Source organism: Chloroflexia bacterium SDU3-3, assembly GCA_009268125.1.
GTDB lineage: Bacteria > Chloroflexota > Chloroflexia > Chloroflexales > Roseiflexaceae > SDU3-3.
In genome coordinates, this window is record WBOU01000017.1 from 135062 (window position 1) to 154241 (window position 19180).

The 19180-nt window shown below is 68.6% G+C and carries 9 protein-coding genes and 2 pseudogenes; 10 read left to right on the top strand and 1 reads right to left on the bottom strand.

Annotated elements, in window-relative coordinates; translation table 11 throughout:
* The first annotated feature begins 351 nt into the window (after positions 1–351).
* The 3 genes and pseudogenes from F8S13_22630 (at position 352) to F8S13_22640 (ending at position 4227) form a co-directional block, all read left to right on the top strand.
* Positions 352–426: pseudogene (locus F8S13_22630) on the top strand (FHA domain-containing protein).
* Between the two features lie 2139 nt (positions 427–2565).
* Complete coding sequence (locus tag F8S13_22635) at positions 2566–3177, top strand: hypothetical protein (GenBank protein ID KAB8140798.1); 612 nt, start codon at positions 2566–2568, stop codon at positions 3175–3177.
* A gap of 81 nt (positions 3178–3258) precedes the next feature.
* Positions 3259–4227 carry a Fic family protein gene (locus F8S13_22640; protein KAB8140799.1) on the top strand — a complete coding sequence of 323 codons (969 nt, stop codon included), beginning with the start codon at positions 3259–3261 and terminating at the stop codon, positions 4225–4227.
* A 30-nt stretch (positions 4228–4257) separates the two neighbouring features.
* On the opposite strand, the gene F8S13_22645 is transcribed toward F8S13_22640, so the two are convergent.
* The gene (locus tag F8S13_22645; protein ID KAB8140800.1) at positions 4258–6372 is read right to left on the bottom strand and encodes a hypothetical protein; all 2115 of its coding nucleotides are present in this window, start codon (positions 6370–6372) and stop codon (positions 4258–4260) included.
* A gap of 192 nt (positions 6373–6564) precedes the next feature.
* On the opposite strand from F8S13_22645, the gene F8S13_22650 reads away from it, so the two are divergent.
* The 7 genes and pseudogenes from F8S13_22650 to F8S13_22680 form a co-directional block, all read left to right on the top strand.
* Positions 6565–7677: a hypothetical protein gene (locus tag F8S13_22650; protein ID KAB8140801.1), complete on the top strand. Its 1113-nt coding sequence runs from the start codon at positions 6565–6567 to the stop codon at positions 7675–7677.
* 2 nt (positions 7678–7679) lie between these two features.
* Positions 7680–7931, top strand: coding sequence for a hypothetical protein (locus F8S13_22655; GenBank protein ID KAB8140802.1), 252 nt, complete (start codon positions 7680–7682; stop codon positions 7929–7931).
* A complete protein-coding gene (locus F8S13_22660; GenBank protein KAB8140803.1) occupies positions 7921–11316 on the top strand; it encodes an AAA domain-containing protein in 3396 nt (1131 codons plus the stop codon). Before F8S13_22655 ends, F8S13_22660 begins: the two co-directional genes overlap by 11 nt.
* Before the next feature lie 11 nt (positions 11317–11327).
* Positions 11328–15380, top strand: a complete 4053-nt coding sequence (locus tag F8S13_22665) for a hypothetical protein (protein ID KAB8140804.1) — start codon at positions 11328–11330, stop codon at positions 15378–15380.
* Positions 15381–15397: 17 nt separating this feature from the next.
* Positions 15398–16084 (top strand): hypothetical protein, encoded by a 687-nt coding sequence (locus F8S13_22670; GenBank protein ID KAB8140805.1) that lies wholly within the window; start codon positions 15398–15400, stop codon positions 16082–16084.
* A 409-nt stretch (positions 16085–16493) separates the two neighbouring features.
* A pseudogene (locus tag F8S13_22675) lies at positions 16494–16575 on the top strand (signal peptide protein).
* Positions 16576–17727: 1152 nt separating this feature from the next.
* Positions 17728–19180, top strand: a 1453-nt coding sequence (locus F8S13_22680) for an RHS repeat protein (protein ID KAB8140806.1), incomplete at its 3' end; no start/stop codon positions are given.

Consider the following 19180-nt stretch of genomic DNA (forward strand, 5'->3'; position numbering starts at 1 on the left):
CCCGTGCCGTTGCCGCTATGCTGTGGGGTGAGGGATCAACAGCAGGAGCGAGGACGGCATGTCATGTGACCACAATGCCCACGCCTACTACACCGCCGTGGCCGGGGCGGGCAGCCCGGCGGCCATGGCGTTCGGCTCCCCGTCGGCGGCGGTGGCCGCGCTGGAGGAGCTGTTCAAGCTGGGGCGGAACGGCCCCAGGCCGCCCGCTGAGCAGGCGCTGGCGGCGGCGCAGACCCGCATGCTGTTTGCGCAGATGCAGCGGGCGAACATCCGCCCGCCGACCCACAGCGCGCGGGGGCTGCCCAAAACCGATGCGCAGGTGGGGTATGCGCTGGTGCAGCGGACGCTGACGGCGCTGGAGCGGCAGGAGCCGCTGCCGCCCCAGGCGGCGGCGCTGCTGCGGGCCCAGGAGCGGCAGCGGCTCCTGCGCGGGGTGCAGGCGGACGGGGGCGGGCGGCTGCGCTGCACGGGCTGCGGGCAGTTCGCCTCGGCGGTGCGGGGCCACGTCTGCCCGCGCACGGCCACGGCGGCGGCGCTGCGGCGCAGCCTGGTGCGGCGGCTGGGCGTGGCCCCCGAGACCTACCCCGAGACCGCGCTGGCCGCGCTGATCACGGCGGCCCAGACGGGGGCGGTCGCCTTGACCCACTCGGCCACGGGTGAGCTGGTGACGGCCACGCTGGACGCGCTGCCCGTGGCGCTGGCCAGCGGGTTCGTGCCCGAGGGGTGGGGTGCGACCGTGCGCACCATCACGCCCGAGGGGCGGGTGCTGGCCGTCCCGCTGGATGGGGATGCGGCGGCGGGGGATGCGCCACTGCCCGAGGTGCGCAGCGCGCTCGACCCGGCGCTGATGGGCTTGGACGCGCAGTTGCGCACGCGGCGGGCGGCGGGGCCGGACGCGCTCCAGGCGGACGCGCCGCCCGTCGGGCCGAAGGCGCTGGCGGCGGCCCACGCGCGGCTCCAGGCGGCCATGCAGGACTACGACGCCGTGGCCCGCGCCGCCGCCGACTTCGGGCTGGCGCTGGACGCCGACACCCCGATCTTTGGGGCCGGGACGGCGCTGGAGCCGCGTGCGCTGACGGCGGCGGAGGCGGCCTGGCTGAACCGCCTGACCGGGACGCGCACCTGGCGGGCGGGCGACACGCCCCACCCGGTGGCGGTGGCCATGCTGGGCGACCGCGCGGCGGCGGACCTGCCCGCAGGCGGCGACGTGCCGCCCGCTGCGCCCGACCCCACCCCCGACCCCGCGCAGGCGCAGTCGCTGGCCTACGGGGCCGACCCCAGCCAGGCCTATCCGGTGCGCTACCGTGTGGTGGACCTCGACGACCTCATCCCCTCGAACCTCGACAGCGGGGCGATCAACCCGGCCTATGACCCGGCGCTCCAGCCGCGCCAGCGCGACCGCGCGGCCAGCCAGGCCCAGATCGCCAAGGTCGCCCAAACCCTGACGCCCGACGCACTGCTGACCGACTTCAAGCAGCTCGACAAGGGCACGCCGATCATCGGCGGGGACGACATGTGTGTGGAGTCGGGGAACGGGCGCGTGCTGGCGCTGCGCAAGGCGCGGGAATCCTTTCCCGCGCAGTGGGAGAGCTATCAGGACCGGCTGCGGGCGGTGGCGGGCGACTTTGGCATCGACGGGGCGACGCTGGCGGGGATGCGCGCGCCGGTGCTGGTGCGCGAGCGCGGGCCGGTGGCCGACCGGGCGGCGTTTGCCCGCGAGGCCAACGCGCCGCCGGTCTTGCAGATGTCCACGCTGGAGAACGCGCGGGTGGATGCGCAGCGGCTGACGGACGCCACGCTGCTGCGGCTCCAGGTGCGCGAGGACCAGAGCATCGACCTCGCGCTGCGGGCCACGGCCAACCGAGGCTTTGTGCGCGACTTCATGGAGACGCTGCCCGCGAACGAGCGGGCCACGCTGATGCGGGCGGACGGGACGCTCTCCCAGCAGGGCATCTGGCGGATCAAGGCCGCGCTGTTCACGCGGGTGTTCCCCGGCGCGGCGGGCGGGCGGCTGGCGGAGACCTTCACCGAGGCCCTCGACTCGACGACACGCAATTTTGAGAGCGCGGTGGCGGGGACGCTCCCGGCGCTGGTGCGGGCCCAGAGCCGCATCCGCAGCGGCCAGCGGCGGGCCGACCTCGACCTGTCGGCGGATATGGCGGCCTCGCTGGACATGCTGGCGCGGCTGCGCGAGCAGGAGATGCCGGTGCATGTCTACCTGGAGCAATCGACGATGTTCGACCGCGAGCTGACGCCGCTCCAGGAGGACATGCTGCGGCACTTCGACAAGATCGGGCGCACGCCCAAGGCGATCCGGGGCTTTCTGGGGACCTATGCGCAGGCAATCGAGGATGCGCCCGACCCGAGCCAGGAGGATATGTTCGGCGGCGCGGGCGTGACCAAGGAGCAGTTCTTCGCGCGCCTGGTCGCGCCTGCCGAGACCGCCACCCCCGTGGCGATGTGGAACTAGGCGCTGGCCAGCGTGGCCAGCGTGAGACATGAGATGACCCATGACCGGGCTGGCCAGCGTGACGGATACCCCCTCTATAGACAAGGAACACGCAGATGACCCCACGTATCCCCCGCCTCGCGCCGAAGAGCGCGGCGCACGACCCGGCGAGCCTGTCCGCCGCCTTGACCGGATCGGCCACCGGCGCGCTGACGGCCCCGGCCCACCCCTTCGACCCGACCGTCGGCAGCGGCCTGCGCTGGACGCCCAGCGCACTAGAGCTGTGGCAGCGCGGCACGCGGCAGGACGTGGCCGAGCTGGCCACCGCCTCCCCGCATGCCTGCTGGGCCACGGCGGCGTTTGTGGATGCTTTCCCGGACGTCACCCACTGGTGGTTTGGCAGCCCGTGGACGCAGCGCGTGCGGGCGACCACCCGCACGGCGCTGCCGGAGGGGCGCGGGCTGGCGGTGTGGCTCCAGGCCGCGCTGGAGGACGCCGACGAGCTGCCCTGGGTCATCCTCGCTGGGGGCGACCCCGCCGGGCCGCTGCCGGAGTACGCGGGTGGGCCGCAGAACCTGGGGCTGCGCTCGGCGCTGGGCGCGCTGGCGCGGCAGGTGGGGGCGGGGCGCTTCCCGACCGCGCGCTGGGCGGTCGTGACCAGCCTGATCCCGGCGCGCGAGGTGGTCGGGCTGCTCGACGGCGCGGCGCTGGAGTTGCTCGGGCTCTGAGCGCAGTACGCAAAAAAGATCACGAAATGTGCTATAGTGCTCCTATTCGTGATGGTATTGTGTTGACCACGGGAGACGCCCATGACCCCAGAGATCCGCCTCGACCCCCGCCTCGCGCAGCGACTGCATGAGAAGAAGGCGCTGCTTGACCTTCAGCGCCCGCTGTCGCCGACGGTGGTGGCGAAGCTGTACGAGGATCTGCGCATCCGCCAGACCTACCACTCGAACGCCATCGAGGGCAACACGCTCGACCTGAGCGAGACGCAGCTCGTGGTGGCCGAGGGCATCACCATCGGCGGGCACACAGTGCGCGAGCACCTGGAGGCGATCAACCACGCGGCGGCCTACGGGCGGATGCTGGAGTTGGCGCGGGGCGATGCGTCGCTGGATGCGGCGGCGATCTGCGAGTTGCATGGGCTGGTGACGCAGGGGCTGGTGGACACGCCCGGCGCGTACCGCCGCGCCGCCGTGTTTATCAGCGGGTCGGAGCACCGCCCGCCGCACCATAGCCAGGTGTCGGGGCTGATGGCCGACCTGGTGGCGTGGGTGGCGGGGGATGGGCAGGCGTATGAGCCGGTGCTGCGGGCGGCGCTGACCCACGAGATGCTGCTCGCCATCCACCCCTTTGCAGATGGGAATGGGCGCACGGGGCGGCTGGTGCTCAATCTCCAGCTCATGCGCGATGGCTACCCCACGGCGCTGCTGCTGGCGGGGTGGAGGCCGCGCTACATCCAGGCGATGGAGCGGGCGCACCACGGGCAGTACAGCCCGCTGGCCAACGTGATTGGGCAGGCCGTGGAGGCAGGGCTGGATATGTTCCTCTCGGCGTGCGCGGATGTGCCGGAGGAACTCCAGCGACCGATCCGGGAGGTGGCCGAGGCGTGCGCGATCGATGGGGACTACCTGGGCTGGCTGCTGCGCGAGGGGCGCGTGGCGGGGCAGAAGCGCCGAGGGCGCTGGTACACCTCGGAGGCAGCAGTGCGCCGCTACCAGCGCGAGGTCGCCGAGGGCGTGGTGCCGAAGGGCCGACCACGGCAGGATGGGGTGTGAGTACCACACCCCATCCTATGTTCTCTGGCTTTACTCCATAATACAGCTACGAATAAAATCGAATAATCCTTGACCTTCCTTTACGCCAATGGCCCATGGGTCGCGAACACTTCGCTTTTTCATAAACTCATTGGTCTTTTGGATTTCGCGATAGAGGCGTTCTCGGGTTTCGCGCGAGAAGATGAATCGTACTTTAATGGGAGCAGCACGATAATTTTCTTCCCACCCTGAGGCGACCATATTTTCGATGGTCTCAACAAATAAGAGCCAGAGTACACAGAGAAGATCTTTTTCATTGAATGTATTGCTATCGATGTGATCCTTGATAACTTCTGGCGCGAGGGATTTTGCCATCATGGAGAAGCTATGATTATCAAGGATTCTTTTCCCCAAGTGGTGGATGTTTTCACCGAAAGTTCGATAGAGAACAAAGCCAACAAACTCCGTGAAGAGCAGCGACATGCCTGCTAAAATCTGGTTGAGGATAAACTGGTTATCACCACTCAGACGGGCATCAAGATCGGATTTTGTGAGCCGACTGGGGTCGATGCCTAAGCGCGTACAGGCGGCTTGGCGATTCTGTGAGGCAGTGGGGACAACAGCATCGACAAAATACCAGGAGAGATATGACACAAGCATTAATGAGGCACTTGGCGAGAGGTCGATACTATCTTCTCGTGCTCTCGCAAGCGCGAAGTCATAATCGAACCCATGTTTTCTTGGTTGCTGCTTAAAGATCAAAGCGTAAAAGCGGTCTTCAAAAAGGGTCTTTTTTTCGTTGACCGCTTCAGATGCAAAACCAATAAATGCAAGCCAGGTTTGAGCTAAGTCTGCATTATCAAGACGACGTGTTTTTCGTCGATCGGTCTTAAACTCTCTTGGATGTTTGCTTAATGCAGGCCTCCATCGTTTCGGGTCTTGGTCAAATGCTTCCCAGGCACCTTCTTTTGATTCATAAAACCATGATAAGTCTTCCGCAAAGATGCGGGCATACAATAGTTGCTCAAAGTTGTTTGAGACGAGGTTACGCGGCTTCATGGGATTTTGATTGTTGGTAGCCTTCACCACTTTGGTGATATCATCAACGGCGGTATTGAGGAGTAGGCGAACCATAACAGAACAGTTTTGTTCAAAATCTTCCTTATCTCGTTGATTGAGTTGCTGGAATGCCGTGTGTAAGGCAACCACCGTTTGTAGGCCATTGACAATACCAGGGTGAATAACGGTGAAGTGCTTTCGCTGATTGTTCGGTTTGATAAATGAATCACAGGTGATAGTAACACCATTGTTGAGGAAGCGGAACTCTCGTCTTGATCGTTGATGAAGCACAGAATCGCGTATGGCTTGATTTACCCGAGAGTTACTAATATTTGCTCGCACATTTGGCTCAAATATCTGATAGCCAAGCGCGTTATAGGCATCAACCAGATCGCTTGCCTTGCAGTAGAAGATCGCATTGTGGTTATCATTTATGGCTCCTTCGTTGCTTGTCCGCAAGTTAATGCGATCCTGTTTCCTCCCTTTTGCATCCATCCAATCGCGATTGCGTTCTCGCCATTTTCCATCGATGACATCGTCAATCGTATGGAGTACCGCATAGATTTGAATGGGGATCTCATCGAGGAGGATTGGTTCTGCATTCGCTCGTTGAAATGCTTGGAATTCAGCAGCCGCTTGAGGCGTTAAGACATTGCCAAGAATCACAAGGTGGAACGTAACAGGAATAGCAGTCGCGGTAGCCTCTAAACGATGGCTTCTCAGGGCTGAATCGCGTCGGCTAACTAAGAGGCGTAGATCTTTTTGCGGGACTTTGTCAAACCGTTCGGTGACCCAGAAGTTCTTGGCCCGTTCTAAATCTCGTATACCACTCCCATCAAATGCACTCAGATCAAGGAGTCCATCGGAATCTTGTTCATGGGTCTTCACTTGAAATAAATCAAAACCGTCGTTGGTTGCTGACCAAGCATCAATACCACGATCCTTGGTATCAATGAAGGTCATGTCATTCTCATAGCCAAGCCATTTTAGGAGAACCCGTGCGGCGGCTGCTGGGAAGGTGTAACTTTCGTTGGCCGCCGTTTTTCGGATATCTTCCGCTAGGAGATCAATGAAGGTTTGACGGTGCGATGACTGTGATAAGTTCATAGGCTCCTCACGTCTCTATTAAGTCAATACATACAATATATATCAATTCATTTAAGGGATTCTCCTCATAGTCTTCCTTTTTCTAGTACCTCAGTCCTTTCCCCAACTAGGACTAACACCCGCCAAATTGACGACTAGGCCGTGTCCACACCCCTGCGGCGTTTGCTATGCTCCTTGGTGAAAGGGGGCGCTATGCAAGACGACATGCGGGTTGCCCAACTGCGGGATGTGCCCGCCGCCCAGATCCAGCTCGCGGCGGCGAACCCGCGCACCGACGGGGCGGAGGACATCGCGGGCCTGGCCGCGTCGCTGAGCGCGGGGCTGGCGCAGCGGCCCACGCTGCTGGAGTTGGGGCCGGAGCAGTACGCGGTGCTAACGGGCGAGCGGCGGGTGCGGGCGGCGCTGGCGGCGGGCTGGGCGACCATCCCGGCGCTCGTCGAGGAGCCGCTCGACCCCCTGGCGGCCCACACCCGGCGGGTGCTGGAGAACTTGCACCGCAAGGACCTGGGGCCGCTCGACGAGGCCCGCGCGCTGCGGCTGGACTGGCTGATCGCCAACGCGGTCGCGCTGGAGCTGACCGAGGCGGCGGCCACGGCGGTGGCGGCGGGCGGCAGCGTGCAGAGCGCGCTGGCCCCGCTGACCCAGGTGCTCCTGGATGCGGGCTGGTCGGCCACGCGCCCGACGGTGACGCAGGAGCAGTACCTGACCGCGCGCGGGCTGGGGATGAGCACAGCCTCGCTGCGCAAGAAGCTCCAGCTGCTCACCCTGACCGATGCGGCCCAGGAGCGGCTGGCGGCGCTGGGGCTGACCGAGGCCAGCGTGCGGGCCTTCGCGCGGCTGGACGCGGCCCAGCAGACCACCCTGCTGGCGGCGCTGGATGCTGATCCCAGCCTGGTGCGCAAGGTCAAGACGATCATCCAGGACGTGACCGCGCGCGGCTATCCGCTGGCCCACGCGCTGGCCCTGGCGCGCGGCGAGGTCTGGTCGGGCGTGGCGGAGACCGAGGGGGACGAGACGGGCGGGGATCTGGCGACAGACGCGCCCGCCGGTGCCGCCAGACTAGGAACGCCCAGCACGCCAGGGCGGGAGGCCGCGCCGGTGCTGGGGGCCGAGGCCGCTGCTGCGGCGGCGCAGCGCTCACAGGCGGCGCTGGCGGTGCTGATGGGGGCGGAGGCCCTGAGCGAGGCGGTGGCCACGCTCAGCGGGCCGCTAGGAACCGATTTGGCCGAGGTGGTGCGCGCGGCGGAGGAGCTGCTGCGCGCGGCCCTGCACCAGATGCAGGAGCTGATAGCAAACGAGGAGTAGGTATGGCATGCGAGATACCCCGGATAGCCGTCACCCCGCCGCCAGTGGCCGTGGCGGTGCGGTCAGTGCTGGCCAACGCCCAGGCGCTGCATGGCGCAGTGGCGGCGCTGCACGGCCCGCACCATGCGCCGGTCGGGGCTGCCTGGGCGGCGGATCTGGTCGAGGCGCTGGGCGTGGCCGAGGGCCTGACGGAGGAGGCGCTGCATCTCCTCCAGCGGGTGCTGGATCGGGAGGAGGTTGGCCATGTCCTGTGAAGGCAAGCTCGGCACGGCCTGCGCGACCATGCTGGGCGGGGGTGGCTCCTCGCTGGCGCAGGCCTTCGGCGGCGACGCGGCGGAGGCCACGGCCATTTTGGAGGAGACCTTTCGGATCGCCCGCAGCCAGGCGGCGGGGCGCGATCGCCCGGCGGGGCGCGTGGCGGAGCTGAAGGCCAAGGCGGCGGACCAGGCCGCCACCGACGCCACGGTGGCGTTTTTCACCTACCTGCGCGACACGCACCAGGTGCCGCCGGGGCAGCTCCCGGCCCACGGGCGCGGGCGCGACGGCGTGCCGCTGCCCAAGCTGGACGCCTGCCACGGCTACGCGGCGGTGTGGGAGGCCGTGCAGGCCGCCGCCAGCGGCAGGCCGCTGCCCGGTCTGGCCGCCGAGGTGCGCCAGCGGCGCAGGGAGCGGCAGATCACGGCGCTGCGGGCGGACACCTGGTCAGGCGGCGGGATGCGCTGCACGGGCTGCGGGCAGTTTGCCTCGGCCCTGCGCGCCCACCTCTGCCCGCAGACGGCCACGCCTGCGGCGCTGTCGGCGGCGCTGGTGCGGTCGCTCCGGGTGCCGGACACGGCCTACCCGCCCCAGGCGCTCGCGTCGCTGGTGGCGCAGGCCAAAGATGAGGGCGTGGTCAGCATGCGCCACGCGGTGACGGGCGAGGCGGTGAGCGTCACGCTCGACGGGCTGGCGGTGGCGATCAAGGGCGGCTACATGCCGCATGCCTGGACCGGCCTGGCGGCGGTGGCGGCCACGCCCGATGGGCGGGCGGTGCCGGTGCTGAGCATGGCCAACCTCACGCCTGCGCCCGAGGCGACGACGGGCCTGGCGGCGGCGGCCATGGCCTCGGGCCAGGTGCTCAGCGCGGACACGCCGGTGCTGAGCGCGGCGAGGCCGCTGCCGGAGCGGCTGGCGCAGACGGTGGCCACGGCGACCGAGACCACGGTCACGGGTGGGGAGGACTACACCCAGGGCCGCTTCCTGGGCACAGAGTACCGCAAGAAGAGCGCGCTGGGCCAGCCGGTGGAGATCGACGGCCTCAGCTGGGGCGTGGGGCAGCGGGCGACCGGCCAGCAGTACTGGGCGGCGGCCCGCCACGCCGGGCTGGCCCCGCAGAAGGGCGTAACCATCGGGGTGGGGCGCACGCTGCCGGGGGCGGTGCAGCTCCTGGCCGACCCGACTACGCGGGTGGCGACCACGGCGGCGGGGCAGACCCAGGTCTACGCGGGCGGGGATCTGCTGGCGGTGTACGACGCGGCCACGGGGACGCTGGGCGACACGGCGGGGACGCCCAACGCCAGCAGCGCGCAGATGGCCGCGCTGATCGCACACCGCGCGCTGCACCCAGAGACGGCCTACGACCAGGGGCTGGCGATGGACCTGGAGGCGATGATCGACGGGCGGGTACCCACGCTCCAGGCCGTGGACGCGGCCTATCTGGCGATTACCCACGGCCCGCTCGACACGACCCACCAGCTGCGCTTCGGCGCGCAGGTCGGCACGGCACGCTGTCCGCAGTGCGGGCAGTTTATGGGCGACGCGCATGTGTGTCCGCACGCGGCCCCCTCGGAGCCAGTGGCGAGCCCGCCGCCGGTGGCCGCTGACCAGACCACGACCGCACCACCCCCGCCGGTGGCCACGAACCAGGGCGATGGGCAGCCAGCGGCCAGCGTGGCCGCAGCAGTGGAGCCCGTGGCCAGCGCGCTCCAGGCCGCAATGGCCGAGATGGCGGCCTCGGACCCCGCGACCTTTGCGGCCCAGGTGCAGGACTATTTCGCCACGCACCTCGCACCCGGCGGCGCGCCGCCGCTGGATGCCGCCACGGTGGCCAGCGCGCTCGCTGCCGCGCTGCCCGCGCCCGCCGCGCCGCTGGACGCCGAGGCCCTGGCCAGTGCCCTGGCGGCGGCCCTGCCGCCCCAGCTCGACCCGGCGGCGCTGCGGGATGCCATCCGGGACGGGATCGCGGCGGTCCCGGCCCCGCAGGTCACGGTCACACTGCCCGAGGCGCAGGCCGCGCCCGCCGCCACGGTGCAGCTCCAGCTCGACCACGACGCCCTGGCCGGGGCCTTCCGCGCCGCGATGCAGCAGGCCGCTACCACCCTGGCCCAGCCGCTGCCGCCGGGGACCGTGGCCGACCCGCCGCCCGCGCCCGCAGGCCCGACCGCGCGCCCGCCGCGCACCGGGCGCATGCGCCCCGTCGATCTCCCGCTCACCGGCCAGGAGCACATCCTGGCCAGCGTCCGCCTGCCCGCGCCCGACCCCTATCTTCGCGACGTGCCCGCCGCCGTCGGCGGCCAGCGCGCCGCCCCGCTGGAGGAGTTTATCCCCGACCTCGACCCCGACTACGCCATCTCTGCCGACACCGAGCGGGTGCTGCGCAGCATCTCGGCCATGATGCAGGCGGGCCAGCGGGTCTCCGGCACCGCCAAGCGCGCCTGTATGTCCTTCGGGCTGTATGGCAAGCCCGGCACCGGCAAGAACACCCTGCCGCGCCAGCTCGCGGCCAGCATCCTGACGATCGATGCGGAGGGCAACGAGACCCAGGGCATGCACTACGCCGAGGTCAACATCCTGCCGGACTCGACGGCGGACGAGATGATCGGCGCGGTGGTGCTGGAGCCGGATGGCCGGGGCGGGACGCGCTCGGCGGTGCGGCTGGGCAAGATCGGCCTGGCCGCCGCGATGGGGTCGGTGGTCTGTGTGAACGAGATTGTGCGCAACCCCAAGCTGGCCACCGCGCTCCAGTCGATCCTGGAGGACGGCGAGATCCTGATCTCCAGCCCGGAGGCGGGCATGGTGCGCATCCCGGTCCACCCGGCGACCACCATGTTCCTGACCTGGAACCCCGGCAACGAGGGCGACCCCGACCGCCCGGCCCAGGCCCCGCTCTCGCGCATCACCACCTTCCCGATGGACAAGGCCACCGAGAACGAGCGGGCCGAGCGCGCCATGCGCTTTGTGACGCGCTTCAGCACGGGCCGGACCCCGCCCAGCGCGGCGGAAAGTACCCAGGACCTCGGCCAGCGCCAGGAGGCGCGGCGGCAGGAGATCCTGCGCACCAAGTATCAGATCCCGCAGAACGTGACCCCGGCCCCGGAGGAGCTGCGGGCGGCGGTCAAGCTCGTGACCGACATCGAGCAGCTGGCGGACGCGGGGGTGGGGGCCAAGCAGATCGGGCTGGCCTCGGCCACCTCAACCGCGCCGGGCGACCGCCAGCTCGCGCGTTTCCTGCTCTTGGGTAAGGCGGTGGGCTGGCGGCGGGCCGCCGACATGTTCAAGATTTGCTGCGACCAGGGCGAGGATTTTGCTGGGCAATGGGCGCTCGTCGAGAACCGCATGGACGCGTGCTTCGGCACGCTGGCCCCGCGCGAGCGGCGATAGGAGGGGTCGCAATGTCGTGCGAAGGCAAGTTGAGCGCGGCCTGCGCGGCGGTCGCCCCGCCGGGGAGCGCGGCGGCGGCGGCGCTGGGCGATGATCCGACGGGCGTGCTGGAGGAGGTCTACCGCGTGGCCCAGAGCCGCAGCGTCCAGACCGTCGCTACAGGCCGCAAGACCACGGGCGCACTGCGCGAGCAGCTGCACAACCGGGTGGCCGCCGACATGACGGTGGCGTTCTTTACGTATCTCCGCGACCACCACGGCATCCCGCCGGACCAGCTCCCGGCCCACGGCCAGGGGCGCGACGGCGTGCCGCTGCCTAAGCCCGCCTCCTGCCACGGCTACGCCGCCGTGTGGCAGACGCTGCGGGCGGCGATCCAGGGCCAGCCGCTGCCGCCGCTGGCCCGCGAGGTGCTAACCACGCGCCAGCAGCGGCGCGTGGCGGCGGCGCAGGCCGCGCACGTGGCGACGGCAGATCTGCCGCCGCTGCCCGACCCGCCGCGTCCCGGCAAGCGGGTGCCCATCACGGTCGGCGGGGCGGACTACACCATCCTGGGCGGCCCGGAGGCGTCCTTCGAGGTGCTGGTGGCCGGGCTGCGCCAGACCTTCGACCTGGACGGGAGCTGCTTCCGTCACCGCCCCAACCCGGTCGCCCATCGCGCCCCACAGGGCTACTGGGACATCCCGGCCTCGCTGCCGGAGGTGATCGCGGGGGCGGAGGCGCTGGGGGTGGGACTGGTGGCGGCGGACGGCCAGACGCTGGTGGGGCTGCCGGTGCCGGTGGCCGACGCCCGTCAGGTGGACGCGGCGCTGTCCGACCTGCTGGCCCGCGAGCCGGTGCTCGGCGACCTGGCGAACGGGCAGCTCGCGGTGGGGGCGCAGGTGCCGCCGTCGGTGCACGAGGCGCTGTTCGCGGCGGTGCAGCTGGCGCGGCTGCCGCTGCCGGACGGCAGGCCGCACGCGCTGGCCACGCAGGCGGCGGCGCTGCGCGACACCCACCTCCGCACCGGGCTGTCCGGGCAGGACGTGGCGACGTTCACCCAGGCGCTGCTGGCCCACACCGGCGCGACGCGCTGCCCGGTCTGCGGGCAGTTTCGCGGCAGCGCGCACGACTGCCCCGGCTCCGCCACCTTCACCATTGCGGGTATCCCAAAGCTGCGGCGGGGCGGGCCGCTGGAGGACTGGCTGCACACGGTGGCGGCGGCACCCGGCGTGCGGGCGATGATTCGGAACCTGGGCAGCGGGAAGCGGAGCGAGCTGGGGCAGCTGCAGCTGGCCACGGCGGCGCAGCGCCTGCGCGACCCGCGCTTTGCGCACCTGCGCAAGAAACAGCCGATTGTGGAGGCCTGGGCGGCGCAGGCGCTGGCGGCGACCACGCCGCAGGAATGGCTGACGGCGGCCTCCGTGCTGGGGCAGCTGCGCGTCGCCCCCGCCTTGTATGCCGACCACTGCGCCCAGTTCGTCCAGCACTTCAGCGCGGGGCTGTGCGCCCTGGCCAACCAGGAGGTGGTGACGCACCCGGTGGAGGAGGGGCTGATCGCGCTGCTGTTCCAGTCGGACACGCCCAAGGAGCTGGAGGCGGCGATTATGCAGCTGCCGCCCGAGCGGCGGATGCAACAGGCGGCGACGCTGGTGTGCGTGGCGGGCGGGATGGACCGCTGCGGGAACTGCGGGCAGTTTCGCAGCGCGCGGTCGGGGCACCGCTGCCCGACCGGGACGGTGGCGCAGGTGGTGGACGGGGACATGGCGCTCCCGGCGGCGCGGACGCTAGTGGGCGGCGACCCGATTGACAACGAGGCGATCGCGGGGATGTTCAGCCGGATCGCGACGGCGATCGCGGGCGCACCCAGGCGGGTGATGTTCGGCGCGCCGGGCAGCGGGTTCGCGACCAACATGCAGGGGCGGATCATGGCTGACCCGCAGCCGCTGCCAGCGGGCGCGACGCTGGGCGACCAGCTGCTGGCGGTGAACGCCGGGATCTACCACGAGTTGGGGCACGAGCAGTATACCCCGCCAGAGCTGTGGGCGGACATGCTGACCATCGCGCGGAGCGATGCGCCGGTGACGCGCACGCTGGATCTGGGTTTCGCGGGCCTGGGATCGGTGGACATAACCCTGGACGCGCTCAAGGGCCAGGTGCCAAGGTGCTACAACATCATCGAGGACGGGCGCATGGAGCGGGCGGTGAGCGCGGACTATCGGGGCGTGGCGGAGATCCTGGCCGCCGATGCGCTGATCGACCCGCGCTGGGACCAGACCGTGGGCGAGCGCGTGCCGACGCGGCACCAGGTCGAGGGGGCATTGCTCTACACCGCGCTGCCGTACTTCGCGGTCTCACCGGAGGCGCGGGCGGGGATGAGCCCGGACGCGCGTCGCCTGTTCGCAGAGCTGGAGCCGGTGGTGGCGGCGGCGGTGGTGGGCAGGCCAGAGGACGCGGCCAGCGCGGCGCTGTATCTGGCCTGGCGGCTGGAGCAGGAGGGATTAGCCACGCCCCCGCCGCCGTCGGCGGTGAAGCCGCGCCCGGACACCCCGCCCGAGCCGCAGGAGCGACCGCCAGACCAGCCGGGCCAGCCGCAGCCGGGCCAGGGTGGGCCGGGTGGCCAACAGGGCCAGCAGGCGGGGCAGCAGGGCCAGCCGGACCAGTCAGACCCGCAGGGCAACCAGCAGAACCCGCAAGACGGCCAGCAGCGGGCGGGTGAGCCGAAGGGCCAGCCGCAGCAGGGCCAGCAGGGACAACAGGGTCGCCAGCAGGGGGATCAGCAAGGGCAGCCGGGCGGCCAGCAGCAAGGCCAGGGCGGCCAGCCGGGGAACCAGCCAGGGCAACCGGGCGAGCAGCGCCCGCAGCCGGGGCAACGCGGCCAGGGCGGCCAGCCGGGTGGGCAGCCGGACCCATCCGATCCGCCAGGTCAGGGTGGCCAGGGTGGGCAGCCGGGCCAACCCGGCGGGCAGCCCCAACCCCAGCCGTCGTCGGGGTCGGGCGGACCGCCAGACGGTCAGCAAGGCGACCAGGCGGGGCAGCGTGGCCAGCAGCCAAACCAGGGCGGCGTCGGCGGCACACGCGGGGACTGGAGCGAGTCCGTGACCAGCGGGCCGCGACGCGACGTGCAGCAGCCCTTCGGGGTGCAGGACTTCGAGGCGGTGCGCAACCGCTTGGCCACCCAGGCGGGCATGGTGCTGGGCGGCCTCATCCGCACCCGCAACCGCCCCGAGGCCATGGGCCAGGCGCTGCACCAGCCGCTGCGCTCGGTCCCCACCAGCACGCAGCGGAGCCGCAGCCAGGGCGGGCACATCCAGGCGCATCAGGTCATGCAGCCGACGGCCAACCCTTCCCTCGTGGCGGAGCTGGCCACCCGCCGCCGTGCCCACCAGGCCGTGGCCCGCCAGCTCGCCACCCAGCTCGCGGCCATCCGGGACGCGACGGAGCAGCGCTTCCGCAAACAGACCGAGGGGCGGCTGGATCGCGGTCGGCTGGTGGCTGCTGTCACTGGGCAGGACACCGTGCGCACCCGCACGCAGATCCACCCGGCCACCCGCTTCGCGGCCTCGGTCGCGGTGGATATGTCCGGCTCGATGAGCCACGCCATCCAGAGCGCGGCGCTGTATGATGCGGTGCGCGTCTTAGGCGACACCTTCGACCAGCTGGATATCCCCTTCGAGGTGCGGGCCTTCGGCACCCACACGGCGCAGATGAAGAGCATCGGCGACCCGGCCTTTGACGAGCAGCGGGCGGCGGCGCTGGCCTCGTGGAGCGGCGGCGGGACGCGGCTGCTGGAGACCGCCCAGCTGACCACCACGGCGCTCCAGGGCTGCCCGGAGCGCAACAAGATCAGCATCACGCTGACCGACGGCGATCTGGGCGACCACAACGAGACCGTGGCCCAGCTGGCCGAGGCGCGGAAACAGGGCATCGTGACCTTCGGGCTGTTCTTCGGCACCCATGCCAGCGCGGACCGGATGGACGAGCTGTACGGCGTCGGCAACTGGACCACCATCAATGAGCTCTCCGACATGCCGACCCAGGTCGGGCGGCGACTGGCCACCATCTTCAAGCGGCTTCAGCCGCACTAGACAGAAGGAGTTTCATCATGACCACCCCGATCCTGCTGGCCCCCGGCCACGTGTATGTGCCGCACCTCGGCACCGGCATCCAGTACGCCCCCGGCGTGGCCACGCTCTATCAGGGCGGCGACGCCATCGCCCAGGCCGCGCACGACTGCCCGACGGCGTGGGCCTTCTGGTACGACCTGGCCTTCGCGCGGGTGTTTCCCCAGGTGCAAACGTGGTGGTTCCGCTCGCTCTGGACGCAGCGGGCGCGTTTCAGCCGCGCCCAGGGCATGCTGGACGCGACGACGGTCTACGGCTACGTGCAGTACCTCGATGAGGAGACGCCGGGGGACATGTGGACCATCCACGACGGCGGCGATCACTGGGCGTTGGATGTGCCCTACCCGCCCAACGAGGTGCAGCCGATCAACCTGCCGCTGCGCTACGCCCTGGCCCAGGCCGTGGTCGGCGTGCAGAACGATGACATCCAGGCGGACACCTGGTACACCCTGACCAGCACGGTAGAGCGCCTTGAGCTCTCCGACGCGCTGCCGACGGACGAGCGGGGCTGCACCGCGCTCCTGCCGCGCCGCATGGGCATGCTCATCGCCCCGCTGATCGACGACGACCCGATCCCCGACCAGCGGCCCATCCGCCTGGCCGGGATCGACGCCCACGACCCCCGCGCCGCCTGGTGCCGCCGTATGGGGCTGACGCCGGGGGCGTAGGGACGACCTCACACGCGAAACGAGCAGCGGCCCCGTGCACAGGATGCGCGGGGCCGCTGGGGATGATTGCACTACCCCAGGTAACGATCAGACCATCGCTGGGGGCGGGGACGGATGGGTGCCGGGGGGAGGCATGCGGCGCAGACGCGCGGGGATGCGGTGTCGTTGGGCGCATGGTGGGGGCGCGCTGCGCATGGCCAATCCATGGTACGTGCTGCGAATAGTTGACAACCCAAAGCAATGCGAGTACGATCGCAGCGCTGTTCTCCCAACCGTGTTTTGGCCGTGGGTGCCTGTCGTGGCCCGCCGTGGTGGCGTGCCTGGTATCGTGGCGTGTGAAGGAGTGGTCCATGGGTTTGCACCGACGTTCGTTCCGCGCGTTCATCCACCTGCTGGTGTGCATGACCCTGCTCCTGCCGACCGCGCCAGCGGCCCCGGCCCACGCTGCTCCGGTGGCCGCGCCGCCCGCCGCGCCGCGCCCCGCGCCCGCGCTGGCCGTGGGGACCGAGCCGACCAAGCCCGCCGATGCCAAATCAACGGGCATGCCGACGAGCAAGATTGACGTGCTGCGCAAAGATTATGGTGGGCAGCAGATGGCGGGCGGCATCCTGGATGGGACCTTCACGCTCACCGCAACAGACACCTATACTATCCCGGGCACCTTTGATCTTCCTTTTCCTAAGTCCGGCACCTATGGTACCCCATATGAATTTACCATCCCCGCTGGGATGCCGCGTGATAGTATTGATTTCGATATGGTCATGACCAATGGAAAATCGCTCGGTCATGAAGCGTATATTCAATGGCGGGCACCCAATACAACTGTGTGGAATCCGCCATCCTACTCAAATCTGCATACCGAAGGTGTATGGGTTTCTGACGGGAAAGGCTTTAAAGACGATACCAAAGATATTCATGGCGTGATTGGGAGCTTAGTTTCCGAAGATCAACCCGTCGATGTGCGCATCGGCTGCCATATTGATAATCGCTATGATCTGCTTGATTACGCGGCATCATGCAAGGTTTCCAATATTCGCCTGCATCGCGATTTGCCAAAGGAATGGGCCGCATTCTTTGATGACAATCGCTCTTCTCCCCATTGGTCAATACAGACCACCGATGTCATTACCACCGGTGTGACCTCCCGTAGGGGGGCGTCGAGTTTCATTTCGTTGCGGAGCATCACCCATCCTGCGGTTCCCGTCAAGTCGCTGAAACTCCGCTCTCCCACCACCACCTTCCCGAAACTCCTGAGCACGAGTGTGGTTACCACCAGCGTTTGGTGGGCGCGCACCTTCATTGCACCGCCAACCACTGGGAACGACAGCGGAAGGTTCTATGTCCGATTCCATGAGGCAGGAACGACCAGCACTTGGACCCTCCTCCAGATTAATTCCATAAGCACCCCAACCGCAACGCCGTGGCAGCACGCCACGAGTTCCGCGCTGAGTAAACCCAATGATCTTGCAGGAAAAGTCGGGTGGTTCGAGATCCAAAAAGATCATGGGAACCTGAATGAGGTGTTCAGCTTTGACGACCTTTAGCTATTTGTCAATGGCACCTCGCTCCAGACCTTCCCGGTCTATCAGGATCGCAATGCGGGCACGTGTCCCTGCAAGGGCGATGGGGGCAACACGCCGGTCGTGTTCACGCTCCACCCGGTCAACACCTTCACCGGCTCGCTCTACGAGCGCTTCACCGATCTTTCGGTCCCCACGTCCGGCCAGTCGCTGACACTGAGCCGCAGCTACAGCTCGCTGCTCACCCAGCCTGCCCTGCTGGCCGATGGCATGCTCAGCCCCGGCTGGCGGCACAATTTCGATGAGCGCCTGACCTTTGCCGACCAGCCGGGCGGTGAGGCGGGGATGGTGATCTACGAGACGGCCAGCAGCAGCCGCCTGCGCTTCCTCGACAACGGTGATGACACCTTCACGCCGCTGCCGGATGTCTACGCCACGCTCGCCCGCCAGGGCAGCAGCTATGTGGTAGCGCTGCGCGACCGCAGCACGGCCACCTTTAGCGCCGACGGCCTGCTGACCAAGCGCACCGATGCCCAGGGCCGCGATCAGAACCTGACCTACGCCACTGGGCGGCTCGACCGCGTCACCGATGCGGCCAGTGGGCGCTTCCTCAGCTTCGCCTACACCGAGGCGGCGGGCCAGCAGCGCCTGCACACCGTGACCGACAGCGCCGGGCGCAGCATCACCTATGGCTATAGTGACACCGGCGATCTCTCGACCGTGACCGACCTGCGCGGCGGGATCACGACCTATACCTATAGCAACGGCAGTGTGCCAAGCGATGATCGGCATCTGCTCACGGGGATCATTGACCCGCTGGGCATCCCCCAGCTGACCAATATCTACGATCAGCGGCATCGGGTGAAGCTGCAGCGCCTCGCGAATGGCCAGCGCACCATCTTCACCTATCGCCATGGCGCAGCGGATGGGGCCGCGTCGACGGTCTGGGATACCGAGGTCGCCACGGCGTCTGGGCAGCCGCCCGCGAAGATCACGGCGGAGCCAGCGGCTGAGGCCAGTCGGTCGACCCGCATGTCCTTCGCGGCGAAGACGGTCTACTTCCCCTTGATCATGCAGGATGAGACCGCGATCCCCGCAGATGCCGATATCCAGATCGACCACTACCGCCTGGATGGCACGCTGGAGTACCAGGAGCGGGGCGGGCAGATCACCTCGTATGTCACCTATGACGCCAGTGGGACCCCGACCACCATCGTGGATGGGGCCATGGTGAATGACGTCCCGCTGGCGACCACCGTGAGCAACAACCGCGTGGGGCAGCCGCTCCAGGTGGTCAATGCCAGTGGCCACACCACCACCGCCACCTACCGCAGCGATAACCAGATCAGCACCTTCCGAGGGGCTGATAGCATCCTCAACTCGGCGACCTATGATGCGCGGGGCAATCTCGCGGCGGTGATGCAGATCGCCAACAGCGCCATGCGCCTGACCACCGCCTACACCTACACGACCGACAACCGCGTGCAGGAGGTGAAGGACGCGGCGGGCATCCGCACCCGCTACGCCTACGACACGCTGGGCCAGTTGACCGACGTGACGGTGGGCTATGGCACCG